Below are 19573 nucleotides of genomic sequence, written 5' to 3'. Positions count from 1 at the left end.
CCATCACGAGGTTGCGTGACACATCATAGGAAAAGTGTATACTAACAGTGAACTTTTTGGAGGTATGGCCATGGATCGACGCGTTAAGAAAACCCGCACAGCTTTTCGTCAGGCACTTTTTGCATTACTGGATCATAAGCCTATTGACGAAATTTCTGTTTCCGAATTATGTCGACAAGCAGGCGTGACGCGCCGAACTTTTTATATTCACTATGACCAGGTCAGCGATATTTTCAGTGACTATCAAGAAGATATGGCCGAACAAGTCACGCATGCCATCCACGCAGGCAAAATGGATCCGGATTCTTTATTAACGATTTTCGATCAAATCTTGATGGCAAACTTTAAAGCGTTTCGCTACTTGTGCCAACATCCTCAACAATCCGATTTGATCCCGCAACTCACCCAAATGCTCGTTGAGACGTTTGCTAGTCAACTGATTGCTGGTCGACCGGCAGCGTCACAGCAGTTGATTTTGCAATATGCCGCCGCTGGATTGATCAATGCTTATGTGTATTGGTTTGATCACGAATCAACAATTGACTATGGAACAGTCGTCAAAACCAATCGGAAGCTATTAGCCAGCACCCTTGCCCAGTTATCATGACAATGAACTAAAAACACCTATCAGCCTAAGTCAGCTTTGACTTAACCTGATAGGTGCTTGGTGAATTAAACGACATTTACCTGAATCTCTACGGCGCATCCACTAAGGTCCAGGTTATTGCAGATGAATATTGCGCCGCTAAGACATGAGGCAGTCGATCAAGTGACAACCTGGTTTGATAAGCTAACGTCGCGCGGCCAGTACTAGGGTCTGTCGCATCCCCACTATAAATGTTGACCGGTTCATCATCATCAAAAATTTCCGTTGCTTGCCACTGACTCCCATCATTCAAACCAAAGGCGATCGCAACTGAACCACCTTGATCATCGGTAAGATAAGCATCGTTTCCAGATTTAAATGGGGATAGGCTCACATTGAGTTTAAAACCGTTACCGATACTATCTGCGATCACCACTGGATCAGCAGTTTGTGGCAGCAACCAAGTGTCTGCAGAAGCTGAAGGCTCATCCCAATTGATCGTCGCACTACCACGATATTTGCCTGCAATCAATTCCGCGACTTTAGGATTTTCCCAAGTGCCAGCGCTATTTAATGCCGCAAACTGATAATCAGGCACATTCAAGAAGGCCAGGCCTGCTGGATTGACAATCAAGGTGGTCGGATTGCTGATTATAGTCACTTGATTGTGTGTTGTCCTCACTCTGAATTGCGCGCCATCATCTGCAAGAGAAGCGGTACTTTGATAAGTTTGACTAGTAGCATTTGCAATATTTTGCCATTGTTGGGTGCTTGCATCAAAACGTTGCCATTGATAACTGCCACTGCTGACTGCTGGTGCAGTGAGCGTGAAGTTGCTATCAACAGTCACTAACTGAGTTTCAGGCTGGCGTGCGACAGTCACTGGCACCGTTGCCGTCTGCTGCACTGATCCATTTTGATAAGTTCCAATAATCGTCACAGTGCCAGTTTTCCCGGTGGTGTTGGCAGTGAGTAATCCACTATGCGCATCAATGGTGGCTAACGATGGATCGTCAACGGTCCAAGTGACATTGTTTGTCGGCTGTTCACCCCAAGTGGCGGCTGCTTGTACTTGATTGCTTCCAGTTGGAACTTGTGAACCGGAATATACGATTGGAGACGTCGTTGTCAGGTCTAGGGTCGCGTCTGTTACATATAAATTGGCATAAGCCGCGACACTTTGTGCAATTGATTGACCATTTTGGTAGACATTCCCAATAATCGCCCTCACTTGCGCATTGTTTTGTTCGATCGTGGTCGGTGGCGTGGTCACTGTACCTTGAGTACCACTTAATTGCGTCGTGCCAACGAACCAAAGCACATCACTTGCCGTCAAGCCATCAGGGAGTTGGAGCGTGAAAGTCGCAGGCGTGCCGACTGTTGCGGTTTGATCATTGAGTTTACCAATGTACGCTGTTTGCGTATTGCCAAAATTCGTTGTGGTCCCACTGTTTGGCCAAGGTGCACTCACAGGCAGTGCATACGTTGCCGTTGTGATCCCTACGCCAGCGGCATCAAAGCGATTGATCCCGTTGACCACACCCCAAGTGCCGGCCCCACTGGTCGTCGTTGTCGTGAAACTTGGCGTCACCCCGGGGATACTGGTGGTCGTGCTAGCGGTTAATGAAAGTCCTGAGAAAATCACCGACGCACTTAACGAGTTCTGATATTGAAAATCAGTCGGTAACACTAAAATCGCAAAGATTCTAGAACCGACATAATTGGCTATCCAGTCACTACCTCGATACATCGATTGAAAGTACACCCAGGTTGGCGATGAAACTTCTGGCGCCGTTAACTCATAACCAACGTTGGCGGAATACTGTGGTGCTTGATTCGCCTGTAACACAGGATCATTGTTATCTAAAGCCGTCACCATGCCGGCTTGATTCGTCCCTGACAAAAGCTGGCTTTCTGGAGAAACTGTGAAAGAGCCTGGTTTTTGAAAAGCCGTCCGATAGCGCACCTGCCCGGCACCAGTATAGTAATAACGACTATAAACTTTCACAGTTTGGTTAGGATGTAAAACCGCATATTGCGTATTTGTCGTCGTGCTGATCGGTGATTGCCAATTCAATGGGCTGCTGTATTGTCCAGAAGCTGTTCCGAGGGTACCTGGGGTTACAAATCTGCTCGGTTCACCAGTGCCGCCGGGACTAGTCGCTAAGGTGGAAACTGGAGGGACGATACTGCCAGCAACATCAGCATTAACCTGAACCACACTACTCAAAGGCGTCAAGCCGATCAAGATCAACAAGGTCATGATCCATATTTTTTTAATCCTCATGCTGGCGCCTCCTTTCTTGATGCCACAATAAACCGAGTTCACTGATCACGACTAACACCAACCACCCAACGATCTGCAACTGCGAACTCCCAGTTTGCGGCAAAGTCGACGGTGTGCCTGGAAGCTTTGACGAATTCGATGCCTGCGGTGGATTCGCTGAAGCGTCAGGCAACTGCTCATGATCAGTCGGACTAGGCAAGACTTGAAACTGTGCAGTGGCCGTTGAGGTTTGACCCAATACCGTCACTGGCGCACTAAAACTAAAAATCACCGCCAATAGCAACCAAATTTTCCCTAATTTTTTCATACCTCTCATTCCTTTTTTGACTGATGACGTCGACGCAGTAATAAAAACAATAAGATAGCGATCAACACAAGTAAGCTCACGATCACAAACCATACCCATTGCCACTTGCGGTCAACTTTCAAGTTTGCTTTGCGATTAGTTGTCGCTGCTTGTTGCCGGGTAATGGTAAAATTGCGACTAAATTGCCACTGCCACTCTTGTGCTTTCGCATCAATATGCAAGGTATATTGACCAGCAACTAAGGCTTTTTGACTGAATACGGCATAGGTAAACCGAGAGTTTGGGGCCATACTCAATTGTTGTCCAGTGCGTGAAATCAAGGCTTTGGTTTCACCACGTTTGGTTACTTTTGCCTTTAAAGACATCTGATTAAACAACCGTGGTTCAGAATTTTGCAATGTCGCTAACACTGCTGCTTGATGATCTTGAACGCCTACTTTGACCTCACGCAGATGCAGCTTTGGGGCTACTTTGGCTGGATCATTTTGCAATTGCACGGCTACAACCATGGCAAAATGATTTACCACGCCGACCCCTGTTGATTTACCTGCATAACCTGCTGTGTCTTCAACCCGCAACCCACCAAGGATCTGACCGGTGAACGCCGCTTTTGGCATCGTTACAGTATAAGTGACTACCTTTTGTGTTTTTGCAGGTAACTTGATGGTGACGGGTTTGAGATCAGTCACTAACTCGGTAAAGCGATATTTGGCACTGGGGTCTTTTACGGTGCCTGGATCGTAACTCAACGTCCCGTTATTAGCAGTGCTTGCATTCACCGGCTGGACGCGAATCGTTTTTGACTGGTTGGTGATGTTGGTCACCGTCACCGCAATTTGATCAGTTTGCTGAGGAGCGAGCTTCAAGTTGAAATAACCTTTGATATTGCCCATTTGATTGGCAGTGAGTTGAGGAGCCACGGTAAAACTCGCCCCAGTTGCAAGCACTGGCTGCGCTGATCCGCAACATATCATGCCCAACCATACGACGACCATCCAGAATCCGAGATGAATTTTCCGCATATTCTCCCTCCCCAATTCACAAGTTGAAGGTGTTGTGACGACTTAAACGAAAAGAGTCAGAGAACCTTGTCCCTGACTCAATCAGCCACGCTTAATTGTTCGGGCCAGCGGTTAATGTCCATGTGATTGGTGCCCGGTAAGTGCCAGCCTTCGCATTAGGCGACTGTCCCAAAGATAATGTTGCTGCGGAAACTTTAGCCGTGTTGACCCCAGTCCCAATGTTTGGCGTTGTGGTAGTGGCATTATCTGCAGTCCACACTGTGGTATCGCCACCAGTAATGGATGCCGCAGTGATAAAGTCATTAGCAGTGGTCCCACTTGAGGAAACACCCACTGTATCAAACGTCAGTCCGGTCACGTTTAAATCTGCGGTTTCAACCGGATTATCCCCATCACCAAAGCGGAAGGTCCCCGCTTTAGCAGACAATTTCCACCCTTCATTGGTCCCGCGGTTATCCGTCACAACAATTTGCAGTTGGTCCGTCCCTTGATTGGCATCAGTCAACTTGTCCACTGTTCCATTGACTAAGCTCAGGTCATTGGGGCCTGAAATTAAATCTGCCACGGTCAGATCCGTAAACCGTAAGTCAGGGATTTCATCTAACGTCAGTTCACCAGGAGTCGCGGCAAATTGGGCCGTCGAGCCTGCTGGTGAATCGATGGCGTGCACTGCTCCGACAGGCACTGTTGCCAGTGTCAAGGCGAAGGCAGCGGTTGCCATACCAATCATTTTTTTCATCGCAGTCAGCTCCTATTCTGTCAATGTCTTATCTACCTACCAACTATATTATACCATGGATGCGATTATTTTGATAGCGTTATCATATAAAATAGTTTTCCTATTATGATCACTAAATTCAAATACTACTATTAATTAATCGTTATAGCAGCTGATTTAATCAAAATTATTAGACGGATCATGTGTCGCTGATGTTGACTCACATACTTGAATTGCGGCGATTCAAAGTCACTTAAATGAAAAAAAGCGTTGTGGATTCTCTTTTTAGAGATTCACAACGTGTAAACGAAACGAGGTTAGCATACTCTGATCATCGTATTTCTTTCAATATCAGTGCAATTTAGTCCCCAATCGGGAATCTTAGTCACTGAATATCACCAAGTTTTGGTATTTTTAGATGTCATCTTTTTAGTGAATTTCTTTCATCTCAGACTTCAGTTCAACTTCTTCAACGTTTAAAATCGCCGTCATATCATAACCTGCCATGTCGGCTTTAAAGTCATCACTGTACATATATTGGTCGTTTAACGTCGCCATGTCATCAGTATGCACCAACGCAAATACCCGACAAGGCGCATCGGCTGTTTTAACTTGTTCCAATTGGACCTGGTCAACCTGGATCCGGTATTTTGGCAGGCTGATCAAATGCCGTTGCCAATGAACATGATAGTAAAGATCGGCCATTGCTTGATTGCGTATGGTATAAATTCTTAATGCTTGCATCTGATGAACCTGCTTTCTTTTTTCAATAGTTTATTTTTATCATGACCGAGCAATGATTAGTACCAGCAGGTCACCCCCAGAAGTTGCTTAACCAACTTTAATAACCAATTAGTCGGATAAGCAACTTTTTCATGTCAATTGAATTTAAAATATCAGTATAATTAAGCTAGCAAAAGGAGTGACAAGCATGACTACCGACTTACGGGTCGTCAAGACGCAAGCAACCATTAAGCGTGGTTTTCTCCCTGTATCGACAAACAGTATTTCTCAAAATTAACCATTGCCGCCCTCACCAATGAAATGAAGATCAACAAATCGACGTTCTACCATTACTACGCCGACAAGTATGCCTTGCGCGCGACATTAATTGACGCGACGTTACAATTCTTTTCAAATTCGATCGATGTGTCTTACCTCACCTTGACGCCGGCGGAAATTCAGACCTACGAAGAGAAATTACCTGCTGCCTAAATGCCTCTGTCCAAGCAGCGCGCAACTTTCCTGACTTTGTGGCCCCCTAAACTTGAAAGCAATGTTTTTGAGCAAATGGAAAAAATTTTTGAGACGTTACCTACCACGACCGCTGACGAAACCAGTGTCCAATATCAAACCCTATAGGCGCGACTTTTTGCCGCATCGGCCATGCAAGCCATCAAGTGGTGGTTTGAAATTAGTCCGACCACTCCCGTAGCCGAAGTCTCAAAAATTATCGTCGCTTGTTTAACTTCAGGAACTTACGTGGCCTTTAATGATTCACCGTATCAAAAGTAGCAATCGCTTGATATATCGTCATTTTGCATATGATTTTTTCACGAAATTTGCTATCATTGAAGTCGTAACATAAGGAGGATAATGATGCAAAAATTAGTCGCAGAATTTATGGGGACATTCTTGTTGGTATTTTTGGGTAGTGGCGCCGTGTTGCTGGCCAAAGGCAACGCGTTGACCATCGCGTTGGGCTTTGGGTTGGCGATCACGGTGTCGGCCTACGCCTTTGGTGGCATCTCTGGTGGTCACTTCAACCCTGCCGTCACCACAGCAATGGTGATCAATGGCCGCACCCCAGCGTTAGAAGGCTTGATGTATGTGATTGCTCAAATCATCGGCGCCATTGCAGCATCTGCTTGCGTTCGCGTGGCAACCAGCGCTTTGAAGCTACCAGCTAGCCAAATGGCACAAACCGACTTTCCAAAAATCAGCGTCGGGGCAGCCTTTTTCGTGGAAGCTTTGGTTACTTTCTTATTCTTGATGGTGATCTTAGCCGTCACTGCCGATCGTCTCGGCAATCCTGACTTTGCTGGTTTGACCATCGGCGTCACCTTAGCATTGTTGATCTTATTTGCACTCAATTTAACTGGTGGGAGTTTGAATCCTGCACGTTCCATCGGTCCAGCGTTATTTGCTGGCGGCAGTGCTTTGAAACACTTGTGGCTGTATATCGTCGCACCAGAAGTCGGTGCCATTGTTGCAGCCTTTGCAGCTCGCTTCTTGTTGGATACTGAAGGCTAAACCATAAAGCGTTTATTTTAAAGTGCCTCTCAATTGTTAGACTGACGGTCTGGTGATTGGGAGGCACTTTTTGATTTTGTCTGTCTGCACCAATTAGTTCACCTAACCAAAAACCGGCATTCCCGATGATGGAATGCCGGCTTTTGGTTACTTAATTTCACTTAATAATAATTTTGCCACAGCGCGCACCGAGAAAGGATTTTGTCCGGTCAACAAGTGTCCGTCTTTCACCGCATATTCTTTATAGAAGCGTTTCTTGGAGAACTTTGCACCATGCGCTTGAGCGACTTTCTGATTTAAGAACGGGACGACAGATTGTTTACCAGCAAGGATCTCTTCGCTATGCGTGAAGCCAGTGATGGTTTTATCGGCAATCAGGTAATGACCTTGATCATCTTTAATGTTTAACAAACCAGCGATACCATGGCAAACAGAGGTAATGTAACCACCTTGATCATAAATGGCTAATGCCAGCTTTTGTAAATTAGGGTCATCTGGAAAATCCCACATTACGCCATGGCCGCCAGTATAATAAATCGCCACGTAATCTTCAGGGTTGACCTGCTCAGGTGACAACGTATTGACCAGCGCACGTTGCACAAAATCAGGATCTTCATAAACAGCCATAATGGCGTCATCTGTGTACTTCATACTGCGCGGATCAAGCGGCACGAATCCGCCTTTGGGACTGACATAATCGACTGCCACACCTGCTTGATTCATTTCATCAACGAATTCTGCCGCCTCACCTAACCACAAACCAGTGGGGTCTTTGGTGCCTTGATAGCGCGTCACATTGGTTTCAGCAATTAAGACTTTTTTCATTAAACATGGGCCTCCATCACTGACGCAACAGTATTTAACATTTGACGTAGCTGATTGATCGACGCCAGATCATGCGCCAAAAAATAATAGTTCTTCGTCCCGACGCGCTTAAAATCAATCAACTTAGCATCCCGCAAAACTTTCAAATGATGCGATACAGCTGGTCGCGATAGACCGGTTGCTTCGGTTAAATCAGTCACTTGCAAGCCATCACAGATATGTTCTGCTTCCAGTAACTTGATGATGATGGCTTGGCGTTTCAAATCACCTAATGCGATTAAGAAATCACTGCTGTCAGCAAATTCTTGTTTTAATTCTTTAAAATCAGGCATCCGTGTTCTCCGTTCAATATTTTAAACCATTAAACCATAATGTCGATTATCTGTCAATGAAGCGTGATTGACAACGCACACAAAATCGGTACCACTTGTTGGTGTCGGAGAGATTCAACACCGAGAGTTGTCCCTCGTGTGATTTTTAGAATCCCTTCCTCCCAGATCATTGTTACTTCCTAACACCTTAAGCAACATCACAAGTCTCATCCAAAGATAGACGGCTACCGCTTAAAAGTTGTGTCTCAGAAAATTGCCTCGTAAAATGAAATCGAGGTGATCACGATGATCGAAAACTTGGTCCAAACGTCAAAAAGTTTCGCCTAGCACGTAGCATGACGCAAAAGCAACTCGCCGAAAAAGTGCATATCATTCCAAAAAGCATTTCCGAAATTGAGAGTGGTGTCAGCTACACTTCGTTCGAAACTCTCGATTTATTGGCAGAAGCCCTCGATATTACAGCAGCCGACTTGTTCGGGTCGCCTGCGGAGCAGCACATTCATAGTGCTGGGGCAATTCTGGATCGAATCGACGACTATCTGCCGAAACTGGAACGAGTTGATCGACTAACGCGCCGGATGGAAGATTTCAGTCCACGCCAACTAGACCATCTCGCAGATCAGCTTGAGATGATATTCAGATATTTTGAACCAGATATTCCTTACGACGAAGATGGCGAACCTGATCCTGAATTAGACGAAAACGGTCAGATTGTGAAGCGTCCCTCGCGATACCGGCGACTGCCAGTTAAGAACATTGACGAGCTTTACAACAAAATACTAGTGATAAAAGAGTATGAGAAGCACGAGCACAGCTAACCATATCTGAAAAACTAATCCACAATGATGCCCACGTCGTTCATGATTTCACGCAACCTTTGAACAAAAGAAAAGGCGACGTCTATTTGAGACATCGCCCGTACTTTGGCATCTAATTATTCATCCTATGAGTATCACTCACCGATAATTGTCGACATCTTATCCATGAGTTTTAACATTTGTCGAAGTTCAGTTTCACCCATTTCATCAACAAAACCGCTGAAAGCTTGATCAAACTCAGCATCTGTCGAATTGAGCTGCGCGACGCCTTCGTCAGTCAACGCTAGGGTTAAATTCCTGCGATTCTCCGGATCGGTGGTGCGCGTGATCAGCCCTTTCTTCGCCAATGCAGTCGTACACTGGGAAACTGCCGCCTTGGTGATTCGCAAGTCCGTCGCGATTTCCACCGAACTCTTGCCAGCTTGAATACCTTGCAAGATCAATAGATCCGTCAAGCTCAACACATGTTGCTTGCCACGGCCAAATTCAGTATTGATCAGGTTCTTGAACTGAAAAATAGTTTTCAAATAGGTCATCTTGATATCGTCTGTCATGGGCTACTCCTATTTTAGAATCGTTTCGTTTGGTTGGACGTCTGCCAGTACCAGGCTTTGCTGCCAAAGCTTTGCTTGTGCTGCGCGGTCATAAGAGGCTGGCGATGACTTGGCATCTTTGCCGCGATCAATATATTTACCAGTGACGCCGGCATAACGGCTTTCAGTTACCATCTCTGCCAGTGCTTGCCCAGAAGTTTCTGCACTCCCATGACGACCGATCAAATACGAGAAAGCGTTCATCGTGAATTTCATTATGGGGTTTGCGCCAGAATCACCGTTCAAGTTAGTCCCAGTCATTAACCCTGGATTAAACGCGTTGACCGTGATGTGCTTGTTCGTTTGCTCAGCCACCTTATCCGAAATAATGTAAGCTGCCATCAGGTCCAACAATTTAGACGTCGGGTAGCGCAGTAAGGCATTACTGTCAGCAGTAGGATGCGCCAATGGTTCAATATCTTCAAAATGCGGCGCCGGGAAAGGAAACAGCTTCGGCGGATTGTGGGTGTCACTAGAAACAAAGACGATTCGCCCATTCTCAACCACTGAGCTCAGCAACAAGTTGACTAACAGAAAGTGTCCCAGATAATTGACGCCAAAGGTAGTTTCAAAGCCTTCTTTAGTATAACTCAACGATGTTGGATTCAAGCCAGCATTGCAAACCAATGCATATAAAGGTGGAAAGTCGGCTTGCTTGAAGTCACTAGCAAAATCTCGCACTGATTGCAGCGATCCCAAATCTAATGGCCGCGTAAAAATGTTGTGATTCCCAGTTTCGTTCACCATCCGCTTGCGAGCTGTTTCTGCTTTTTGTTGGTTACGGCTGGCGATGATGATGGTTTCGTTTTGTTTGGTGTGGGCAATGTTCTTGGCGGCTTCATAACCTAAGCCTGAATTACCACCAGTCACGATAATCGTATGTTCACTCATATTAGTTCTCCTTAGTTAAGTTGTTTACAGTTTAGAACTTAACCATTTGTTCGTCAAGCATTTTTGATAAAACAATCCCACCAAATTTTGACTTGAGGTGATCTTCGCGTGAATAGCATCTGGACAATACAGCTCTTACGCCAGATTATCGACTGCTTTGGTGGCCATAAAACGATGAGCATGTGGTTAAACAAACTTCGCGTAAATAGGGGGTGGTGAATTAGTCCTCGTTTTCAGCTGAATTCACGATAACTTTGTGATCAATCTTCACCGCGGTTTTATTTTTTTGGCAGTCACTAAAATTGGTCCATCTAAGACTGCGAGTAGATTCTCCAAATTTGCCATGACGACACCAGTATCTACGGCAACCGCAATCGTCTCGGCAGTCTTCTCTTTGACCAGATCCAGTCCGAGATTGCCTTTTACGAACGAGAATCAGCGTTCAATTTCGCAGCGACAGTTCTCTGCGTCTTGATCTTGCCGGCACTTCGCTGGATCCACATGCCCTGGCTTACGTCCAAGCCGCGGTCCACTGACACGGAATACCAAGGTTGGCACACATCTCGATGTTTTCGCGAGTTCGATACAGTGTGTCCCAACAGCACCTCGTCCGGATGCACGTCGTAATAATGATCAAGCGTTGAGCCAAGGTCGCCACTTTCGTTGAAGGCATTAAACGAGAACTGCTCAATATCAATGACAACATCCATGATTGAAACATTGATCTTCGGTACAAATTCAATCGGAGACTTTGATTTTCCCCGCATGATCGGACGAATTTCCGGCTGGCTCAAGCTTATGATCCGATTTTCAACGCGATGTGTGTGGTTGCGATAACTGCATAGGAAATTACGGATATGCCGGAAAAACGGTGCATTAATTATACAAAGATAACAGGTTAAGCAACTGTTACAAATCACTTGGACAAATTATTCACCAGCCACTAAATACAACAACTTTTAACCGGACACTTAGGGGTTGTCAACAATCATCAGTTTTGCTAAAATTACTGGAACAGTGCACCACGTTCATCGGAGGCAGTATCGCCGGATAAGATGTCGGTTTCGACCGGATATCTTATCCGGCTTTTTTTGTCCTGATTCGTGATGCAAATTTGCCCAAGGAGTTATTTTATCATGTCTAAATCAATGTCACGTTCTGCAAAGACTGTAATGATGGCAACGCTACTGATTGGGAGCTTTATCACCACTTTCTCTGAAACGCTCATGAACAATGCATTACCAACCATCGCCCGAGAATTGTCGGTGGCCGAAGCTCAGGCCCAATGGTTGAGTACCGGTTATATGTTGATTGCCGGGATCATGATGCCGGCGGCGGCTTATTTCATTAACCGCATCCAACTACGTCACTTGTTTTTAAGCATCATGACGATTTTCTTGGTCGGGGTCTTGGTGGCAGCCTTTGCGCCAAGTTTCCCAGTTTTGTTGGCAGGACGCTTGCTGCAAGGCATGGCCGTCGGCATCAGCATGCCCTTAGTACAAAATGTTTTGACCCTCATGTTTCCCAGTAATCAACGCGGTTTAGCGATGGGAATTGCCGGCATTGTGATCAACCTAGGTCCTGCCGTCGGGCCAACAGTATCAGGGGTGATTGTGGATCACTACTCTTGGCGTATGCTTTTTCTCTGCTTAATTCCGTTGATTCTCGTCGGTATTATCTGTGGACTACTTTTTGTGAAAAATGTGACCCACACCCAACCCGATACGCTTGATATTCCCTCGCTATTGAGTTCTATGCTGGGATTTGGCTTGATGCTTGAAGGATTCTCTCGCATCGGCATGATTGGTCGCATCGATCAATTAGTTGGGCTCATGCTATTGGGAAGTTTGGTGACCATTGCCTTCTTTGCGAGACGTCAGTATCAATTGGTGAAACCATTACTTGAATTACGGGTCTTCAAATCCCCTGCATTCCGATTGTCCAGCCTCTTAGCCATACTGACGTCTGCCGCAGTAATGGCCCCTGAACTGATTTTGCCACTGTATGGTCAAAGTGTTGCCAAATTTAGCCCCACGATATCAGGTCTCATTCTCATTCCGTGTGCAGTGCTCACTGCGATTTGTTCACCGATTTCTGGACGGATCTATGATCGAATCGGCATCAAAAGAATTGCCGTGATCGGATTAACGTTATCCGTGATCACGACAATTCCAATGATTTTTTTCAATGCTGGCAATAATCCTTGGCTCATTGCTGGCATTTATGGCTTGCGTGGTATCGGCATCACCTTGGTTTACATGCCAGTGAGCGTCTATGGCTTAAATGCGTTGCCAAAACAATATTTGGTGCATGGCAGTACGGTCATCATCACACTGCGCCAGCTCGCCAGTGCGCTAGGCACCGCGGCGACTGTTTCGGCGACGGCTGTCGGGACGCGTATTGCCACCAACGTTTGGCATCAGTCTGCCCAGCTTGCCAACCAAATCGGTTACCAGTGGGCTTTTGCCGCAACGCTTTTGATCACATTGTTATGCTGGCTTTTTTCCTTTTGCTTGAAAAATAAGAGTAGCATTGAAATCGCTCTGAAAAACTAACTATCGATACTGAAATTCACGACACCACCTAGCCAAGAAATTTTCAAAATCATTCCGACTGGTACCATTGAAAAAAATTGATGAACTCTATGTCAAAATCAAAACGATAGAAGACTTTCAGGACTCAGAAGCCACTGACCTAAGAAAAAAGCGCCCTTCTTATTAAGCTCCACATCCACCTATTGATCAAATGAAACACCAGCAAAAAATCCCGCCAAGTTTAACCTTGGTGGGATCTTCGTGTGAATACGATCTGGATACTACTTCTCATTTTCGAGCTTCTCGGCTTCTTTGTCGATTGTAGCAAATCCGGACTCGGTTTTCTTAACTGGATGCTCGGAGCGTTCCTTTTCAGCTTCTTGGATCAGTTCCTTGCGTTCTGCTTTACTGAGTTTTGCCATGATTCTCGCCTCTTATTCATTAGAATTAGAGTTGAGGGGGTTGTTGGCTCTCTCTCGACACTCTTGTTATACCACGAATTCTTAGCAAACGTAAGGGTTGATTGCTAAGCGATCGCAACTTCCGGCTGACCGATGGTGATCAAAGTCTTGCGACCATTCGCCAAAACTGCCTGTAATCCTTGCCGCTCTGCGGTTTGCGTGAACAGAACTGAATCTTCTTTCAGTCCGGCGTCGGCCCAAACCACTGCGGTAATTAAATCTTCAGCTTGAATGGATAATTGTTCAAATCCTGCCTTCACCGTCGCTAATGCCGCATTTTGCAATTCAAAATGGTAAGCGAAGCGTTCAGGGTTGGCCGGTGTGGTATAGCCAAAGCCCCAATGCCAGTCAGAGTCTTTAGCAACGCCTGCTAAAATATCATCGCCACCTTGCAAGGCGACGGCGACTAACTGACCGTTATCCAGTAACGGTTGCAAAATATCGGTGAAGGCTTTTTGAATCATCCAAGCACGCACCAAGTTTTCAGGCAGTTGAAAGCCGTGACGATATGGTGCGTACACACCGTTAGTCGCTGCGTGCGCTCGCATCATCACCTGCGTCAACTCACGCATGGCAGTTGGCCAGTCGGCATTAGGCAACTCATGACGCAAGCGACGATTAGGTAAGGAATCTTTGCCGTTGAAGCCGGCATCGATTTCCGCGAAGAATTGACGCAAGGCTGAGTTCGTTTGCCCCATCGGTACTGGAGATTCGCCTTTGTGAATGTAAATTACGGTAATATCAGTATTTAATGCGTTCATGGTTTCGGTTTGATGTTGGGTCATGAGCGTGCCTCCGATATTCTGATCTCTGTTTGCGAATTGTGTTGAACGGTCCAATACCCATCAATGACGAGCACTGCGACTAGAAACAATAGGAATGTCGATTTCAACGCTAACTTCATGTCACATCGCCTCCTACAATGAATAGTATCGCGTCAAAAGTTGAATAAAAGGTGATGAATTCCTTGCAAAAATGCTAAGCTTCAAAAAAGACGATGATCTCGTAAAGTTGAGATCATCGTCTAACTATCGTTTATTCTCCTAAATGCACAAGGTCGATGTGACTGTCGCCTGCCCCAGTTGGTGTGACTCGCAATTGATCAGGGATCCCAGTTTGCAACGACTCGACGTGAGAAATGATCCCGATCATTCGCGACTGTCCTTCAATCGACTCTAACGCTTCAAGCGCAGTATCCAAAGAACTTTGATCCAGTGAGCCAAAGCCTTCGTCGATGAACAGCGCATCGATGGATACCCCGCCTGCTTGTTCTTGGATCACTTCGCCTAACGCTAAGGCTAAAGCAAGCGCCGCGATAAACGATTCCCCACCAGACAACGTGTGCACTGAGCGGGTTTCGCCGACTTGATCATCATAAACATCGATTTCCAAACCAGAATCATTTTTATAACTGCCAGGCTCTTGATGCAAAGCCAATTGATAGCGGCCATCAGATAATCCTTCTAAACGCTTGTTAGCAACGACTAACACTTGTTGTAAGTAGGTCCGCAGCACATAGCGCTCCAACGATAAACGTTGCGCGTTGTTGCCGTTGACCACCGCGGCAAGGTTTTGCAAGGCGATATTTTCTTGTAGCGCCGCTTGATTATCGCCGTATTCTTGTTGAATCGTGGCGACTAAGCTTTGGGCTTGGGTCAACGCATGTTGCGCTGAAGCGGCTTGTTGGGTCGCTTGCGTGTTAGCCAATTCAGCTTGTTGCCGTGCTTGCGTGAGTGCCTCTAAGTCAGGTTCTGATCGTTCGCCGATTTGCTTTTCAGCAGAAGCTTTCAACGCCTGTTGTTGTGAACGTTGCGTTTTGGCTGTTTCAATTTGCGTTTGTAACGCTTTGATCTCGCCACTAGCTTGCATCAACGCGTTGAACTCTGCTTCAGACATATCACCATGTGCGTGCAACGCTTGCGTCAGTTTTGCTTGCGCCGCTGATTCAGTCGCTTCAAGCGTTTGAATTTGGGTGTTGTGGTCTTGAATGCTAGTCGTCAAACGCGTCAACGCTTGATTGTTTTGTTGCAAGCTTTGCGTATTGGCAGTGGTAGCTTGCTCATAACTTGACAACTGCTGTTGCAAGGTCTGTTGCTGGGCGTTGATGTCAGCCAAGCTTAACGTCGGATCCGCCAGCGCATGACTTGCCGCTTCTACTTGTGCAGTGAAGCCGGCAAGTTGCAACGCTTGTTGTTGTACCTGCGCTTTGGTGTCATCGACGGTCACTTGCGCCGCCTGCACTTTTGTCGTCAATGTCTCAACTTGTTGGAGTAATTCTACGTTTTGCGTTTGCCATTGCTTTTGAGCTGTTCGTAACGTGATCAGTTGTTGACGCAAAACGTCTAATGTCGCTTCGGCGTCGCCTTGCGCGAGCTCCCCGGCTTGCGTTTGAATCGCTTGGGCATTGTCGTCAACGTCTTTCGTTAATTGCAAAAGCTGTTGATTTAAACGTGCCGTATTCGCTTCTGCTTGTGCTAAGGCGGAAGATGCGGCTGTACGCTTGGCATCGGCTTGTTTCAACGCTTCAGGGGTGACCATTTGACCGGCTTCAACTGTTGCGGGATGGGGATGATCTAAACTTCCACATACTGGGCATGGCGCATTTTCGAAAAGTTGGCCAACTAATGCCGCAATTTGATTAGTGAGGCTTTGGTCGTGCAATTGTTGATATTGCGCATCAGCTGCAATTGCTGCTGCGTCTGCTTGACTGGCAATTGTTTCGGCTTGAGTGAGTTGTGCTTGCGCATCTGTTAGGCGTTGACGACTTTGTTGCCAACTGCGCGCAGTTGCAGATAAGCCTGCAGTCAAAGTTTCTAACTTAGCCAATTTGGTGGTTTGATCTGACTTTGCCAGTTCGACCAAGGCTTGTTGCTTTTCAGTCAATTGCATTTGCAACGCATTGAATTGCGTCAACGCTTGATCGGCATGCAAAGCTAATTGTTTTTGCGTTGCGGCTGCTTGTTGTTGCGTGGCCTGCAGATCTGCGAGTTTTTGAAGCTGAGCTTTGGTTTCTTCAAGCTTTGATAATTGTTGTTCTGCAAGTTTCATGGCTGGGCTTTGTGCTTGCAATTCTTTTTGTTGTGATTGCGCGTCGTCAAGTTGATGCTGTGCTTTGGTCAATGAAATTTTTGCCTCAGCGACTTGCTTCAACAACTTTTGCCGATCCACTTGCGCTTTGGCAATTTGTTCAGCAGTCGGTTGCCATTCATGCGCCCATTGCAAGTCTTTCAAGTGCTTGGTTTGCGCGGCTAACTGCGTGGCTTGAAGATCAAGTTCTGCTAACGCTGCCGTGGCTTGATGCAAACGTTGAAAAGCTTGTGCCAAGGCACTGCCAGTTTGATAAGCAGCGTTGGCTTGATCATAGTGCGTTTTAGCTTGGGTTGACTGGGTCAGCAAAGCATTTAACGCTTCAGTTTGATACGCGAGTTGTGCGGACATCAGTTCAATTTTATCCGCTAACGTGGCAGTTTCTGAAGGTACATGTTCGCCATAATCAAATTGCGAACTTAACGTTTCGAGTCGTGCTTGCTTGGCGTCTAGCTCGCGGCTTTGTTTCTTGGCGGCAGTTTGAATGCTGGTTTGCCAGCGCAAATACAGGTCTGTCCCAAATAAATGCCGCAACAGATCTGCTTTGGCATCAGAATTCGCATCTAAAAATTGCCGGAACTTCCCTTGTGGTAACAACACCATTTGGCGAAACTGATTAGCGTCTAGTTGCAATAAACTGTCGATGCGATCACTGACGGTTTGCACTTTCGTCAATTCATCAACTTCAGCGCCGTCAACGAAAATTTTCAACGAGACTTTGGCTGGAACATTGGTGAGGCCATCACCGCGCTTCTTCGCTAAAAGCTGTTGCGGCGAGCGCGTGATCACGTAGTCACGGCCACCATGAGTGAAACTCAAGGTCACATTAGTCGATTCTTCAGGGGTCGCAAAGTTCGCTCGCATTTCATTGCCAGTCCGTTCACCACCTGTGGTCGTCCCATACAACGCAAACACCATCGCATCAAAAATCGTCGTTTTCCCCGCACCAGTTTTCCCACTGATCAAAAACAATGGCGTGGTATCGAAAGCTTCAAAGTCCACTTGCTCATCGCGATAAGGTCCAAAGTTTTGCATGTGTAATTGTTTTAAGCGCATGTCAGTCCTCCTTTTGTGCGGTGGTCAACGCTTGATCGGCCCAATGACGCTGAGCATCAGTCAATTCACTATCTGACACATGATCGTAGAAGTCACCGAGTAATTCTGTCGGCGATAATTTTTCTAATTTCGCGACAGTTGGTCGATCTGCCAGTTGCACCCCATGTTGACGATCCAAACCGATCACTTGCGGAAAAATCTCACGCAATTGCGCCATGACATTAGGAATGACTTCCGTATCCGTCAACGTGATCGCCGTATAAGCATCGCGATCGAGCTCTTGATAAATCGCCGGGTCTGAAAGGTGCTCGAAGCTATCAGTCAGGTGTTGGACTTCTCGTTTAGGTGCTAAGGCGATGAATTTGCGCGTCATCGTGTCGGTATCCAAAATGTAGACGCCTTTTTCTTGGGCGACTTCTGACACGGAATATTTCAACAAGCTACCTGAATATTGAATTTTCTCAGCGTCTAATGCGTGGCGGCTGTGCAAATGACCGAGGGCGACATAATCAAATGGCGAAAGATCGCCGACTGCTACTGCATCTAACCCGCCGACATTCACGCGTGTCTCAGAATCTGAGTGTTCACTGCCTGCCGCAAAAAAGTGACCGACTAAAATATGGCGTTTGTCTGGGGCAAACAAAGACTGCATTTTCTCAACCACAGGAACCATTGCCTTGGCAATGTTCGTCAAGCTGTCATCGTTGAAATACAACCGCGCCGCCACCGGTTCGAAGTATGGCAATAAGAAAAATTGACTATCGCCAAGGGTGATCGGCGTGAAGGCTTGATCAAGTTGCGTATTTAAGTAAAGTTGTGTCGACGCATACCAGTCGCGGCCAGTGTTTAGGCGCACTGCCGAGTCGTGGTTGCCTGACACCACTAACAACGGGTAGTTTAATTTGCGGTTCAATTCAAACAACATGTCGTTGACTGTTTCGACTGCGGCTTCATTGGGAAGTGCTCGGTCATATAAATCGCCGGCGATGATGATCGCATCAACTTGTTCTTGTTGGGCGACTTTCACTAACTGTTGGAAAATCGCCTTTTGATCGTCGAGCAAGTCAAATCCCGCAAGTTTTTTGCCGATATGCCAATCTGCTGTGTGCAAAATTTTCAAAATACGCCAACTCCTTTGGTATACTAGTTGAGAAAGGAAGTGCTTCCATGTCTGCATTTATTTTTGATATCGACGGCACCTTGATCGATTCCGTCGCCATGTACTTAAAAGGATTACAAGATACCATGCGTCGCTACGACCGTGATTACACACTTGAAGAGCTGACTTTCTCCAATGGCATCCCGTCTCAAGATACCGCCAAGCACCTAGGATTTTCCGGAGACGCCGCCACTGAAATGATCAACCAATGGATCGCAGATTCAAAAGTTTACGCCCCGGCTGTCGACTGGATCGCCGGTATGCCAGAAACATTAAGTGCTTTGCGCGACGCCGGCCATAAAATCGGGATCGTCACGTCAAAAGCGGCACCTGAGTTTGCCATTGACGATCAGCGTTATCACTTCTCTGATTATATCGATACAGCAGTGCTTGCGCATGACGCTAAGCGCAATAAGCCGTTTGGCGATCCGATTTTGTTAGCGCTGGACCGCTTAGGTGAAACCACTGCGAATGCGGTTTATATCGGCGATACCGTTACCGATTCACATGCCGCAAAAGATGCCCAAGTGCCTTTTGCATTAGCGACTTGGACCAATCAACCAAGCGATGAACTTCAACCGATTGCTTATGCGCTGAAGACACCTAGTGACTTACTGACATTATAACCGTGAATTTCATCTCGG

At 46.4% G+C, this 19573-nt stretch carries 18 protein-coding genes and 2 pseudogenes; 6 read left to right on the top strand and 14 right to left on the bottom strand.

Going from position 1 to position 19573, the window contains the following annotated elements:
- Positions 1 to 70: 70 nt before the first annotated feature.
- Positions 71 to 607, top strand: a complete 537-nt coding sequence (locus EKM92_RS07955; protein ID WP_125709622.1) for a TetR/AcrR family transcriptional regulator — start codon at positions 71 to 73, stop codon at positions 605 to 607.
- Between the two features lie 88 nt (positions 608 to 695).
- Here EKM92_RS07955 and EKM92_RS07950 read toward each other — a convergent pair whose 3' ends face one another.
- The 5 genes from EKM92_RS07950 to EKM92_RS07930 form a co-directional block, all read right to left on the bottom strand.
- The gene (locus EKM92_RS07950) at positions 696 to 2873 is read right to left on the bottom strand and encodes an Ig-like domain-containing protein (RefSeq protein ID WP_125709620.1); all 2178 of its coding nucleotides are present in this window, start codon (positions 2871 to 2873) and stop codon (positions 696 to 698) included.
- Positions 2863 to 3180 (bottom strand): hypothetical protein, encoded by a 318-nt coding sequence (locus EKM92_RS07945; RefSeq protein WP_125709618.1) that lies wholly within the window; start codon positions 3178 to 3180, stop codon positions 2863 to 2865. Before EKM92_RS07945 ends, EKM92_RS07950 begins: the two co-directional genes overlap by 11 nt.
- 5 nt (positions 3181 to 3185) lie before the next feature.
- On the bottom strand, positions 3186 to 4202 hold the full coding sequence (locus EKM92_RS07940) for a WxLIP family cell surface protein (protein ID WP_125709616.1): 1017 nt from the start codon (positions 4200 to 4202) through the stop codon (positions 3186 to 3188).
- Between the two features lie 91 nt (positions 4203 to 4293).
- Positions 4294 to 4941, bottom strand: coding sequence for a WxL domain-containing protein (locus tag EKM92_RS07935; RefSeq protein ID WP_125709614.1), 648 nt, complete (start codon positions 4939 to 4941; stop codon positions 4294 to 4296).
- Between the two features lie 408 nt (positions 4942 to 5349).
- On the bottom strand, positions 5350 to 5664 hold the full coding sequence (locus EKM92_RS07930) for a hypothetical protein (RefSeq protein WP_125709612.1): 315 nt from the start codon (positions 5662 to 5664) through the stop codon (positions 5350 to 5352).
- Positions 5665 to 5964: 300 nt separating this feature from the next.
- Here EKM92_RS07930 and EKM92_RS07925 point away from each other — a divergent pair, with 300 nt between their 5' ends.
- Together EKM92_RS07925 and EKM92_RS07920 are read left to right on the top strand one after the other, a co-directional pair.
- Positions 5965 to 6135, top strand: coding sequence for a hypothetical protein (locus EKM92_RS07925; protein WP_164509938.1), 171 nt, complete (start codon positions 5965 to 5967; stop codon positions 6133 to 6135).
- A gap of 384 nt (positions 6136 to 6519) precedes the next feature.
- A complete protein-coding gene (locus EKM92_RS07920; protein ID WP_125709608.1) occupies positions 6520 to 7173 on the top strand; it encodes an MIP/aquaporin family protein in 654 nt (217 codons plus the stop codon).
- Between the two features lie 147 nt (positions 7174 to 7320).
- Here the strand turns inward: EKM92_RS07920 and EKM92_RS07915 are convergent, their stop codons facing one another.
- Positions 7321 to 7998 carry a type 1 glutamine amidotransferase domain-containing protein gene (locus EKM92_RS07915; RefSeq protein WP_125709606.1) on the bottom strand — a complete coding sequence of 226 codons (678 nt, stop codon included), beginning with the start codon at positions 7996 to 7998 and terminating at the stop codon, positions 7321 to 7323.
- On the bottom strand, positions 7998 to 8330 hold the full coding sequence (locus EKM92_RS07910; protein ID WP_125709604.1) for an ArsR/SmtB family transcription factor: 333 nt from the start codon (positions 8328 to 8330) through the stop codon (positions 7998 to 8000). Before EKM92_RS07910 ends, EKM92_RS07915 begins: the two co-directional genes overlap by 1 nt.
- A gap of 317 nt (positions 8331 to 8647) precedes the next feature.
- On the opposite strand from EKM92_RS07910, the pseudogene EKM92_RS07905 reads away from it, so the two are divergent.
- Positions 8648 to 9148, top strand: a pseudogene (locus EKM92_RS07905) (helix-turn-helix domain-containing protein); the annotation flags it as partial.
- 134 nt (positions 9149 to 9282) lie between these two features.
- Here EKM92_RS07905 and EKM92_RS07900 read toward each other — a convergent pair.
- The 3 genes and pseudogenes from EKM92_RS07900 to EKM92_RS07890 form a co-directional block, all read right to left on the bottom strand.
- Positions 9283 to 9702, bottom strand: coding sequence for a MarR family winged helix-turn-helix transcriptional regulator (locus EKM92_RS07900; RefSeq protein ID WP_125709600.1), 420 nt, complete (start codon positions 9700 to 9702; stop codon positions 9283 to 9285).
- Between the two features lie 9 nt (positions 9703 to 9711).
- The gene (locus tag EKM92_RS07895) at positions 9712 to 10632 is read right to left on the bottom strand and encodes an SDR family NAD(P)-dependent oxidoreductase (protein WP_125709598.1); all 921 of its coding nucleotides are present in this window, start codon (positions 10630 to 10632) and stop codon (positions 9712 to 9714) included.
- 294 nt (positions 10633 to 10926) lie between these two features.
- Positions 10927 to 11468, bottom strand: a pseudogene (locus EKM92_RS07890) (transposase); the annotation flags it as partial.
- A gap of 300 nt (positions 11469 to 11768) precedes the next feature.
- Here EKM92_RS07890 and EKM92_RS07885 point away from each other — a divergent pair.
- Entirely contained in the window at positions 11769 to 13187 is a 1419-nt protein-coding gene (locus EKM92_RS07885) for an MDR family MFS transporter (RefSeq protein WP_164509937.1), read from the top strand.
- Positions 13188 to 13447: 260 nt separating this feature from the next.
- Here EKM92_RS07885 and EKM92_RS13600 read toward each other — a convergent pair whose 3' ends face one another.
- The 4 genes from EKM92_RS13600 to EKM92_RS07870 all read right to left on the bottom strand — a co-directional run bounded on the left by EKM92_RS13600 (position 13448) and on the right by EKM92_RS07870 (position 18890).
- Positions 13448 to 13588, bottom strand: a complete 141-nt coding sequence (locus EKM92_RS13600; RefSeq protein ID WP_164509936.1) for a hypothetical protein — start codon at positions 13586 to 13588, stop codon at positions 13448 to 13450.
- A 104-nt stretch (positions 13589 to 13692) separates the two neighbouring features.
- Positions 13693 to 14412: a hypothetical protein gene (locus EKM92_RS07880; RefSeq protein ID WP_125709592.1), complete on the bottom strand. Its 720-nt coding sequence runs from the start codon at positions 14410 to 14412 to the stop codon at positions 13693 to 13695.
- A gap of 250 nt (positions 14413 to 14662) precedes the next feature.
- Positions 14663 to 17770: an AAA family ATPase gene (locus tag EKM92_RS07875; RefSeq protein ID WP_125709590.1), complete on the bottom strand. Its 3108-nt coding sequence runs from the start codon at positions 17768 to 17770 to the stop codon at positions 14663 to 14665.
- A gap of 1 nt (position 17771) precedes the next feature.
- Complete coding sequence (locus tag EKM92_RS07870; RefSeq protein WP_125709588.1) at positions 17772 to 18890, bottom strand: exonuclease SbcCD subunit D; 1119 nt, start codon at positions 18888 to 18890, stop codon at positions 17772 to 17774.
- 47 nt (positions 18891 to 18937) lie between these two features.
- Here EKM92_RS07870 and EKM92_RS07865 point away from each other — a divergent pair, with 47 nt between their 5' ends.
- Entirely contained in the window at positions 18938 to 19555 is a 618-nt protein-coding gene (locus tag EKM92_RS07865; RefSeq protein ID WP_125709586.1) for an HAD family hydrolase, read from the top strand.
- The last annotated feature ends 18 nt before the right edge of the window (positions 19556 to 19573 follow it).

Source organism: Lacticaseibacillus porcinae (assembly GCF_003946305.1).
Taxonomy (GTDB): Bacteria; Bacillota; Bacilli; order Lactobacillales; family Lactobacillaceae; genus Lacticaseibacillus; species Lacticaseibacillus porcinae.
The sequence above is the reverse complement of the archived record's forward strand: the minus strand, read 5'-3'. Positions and strand labels throughout refer to the sequence as shown.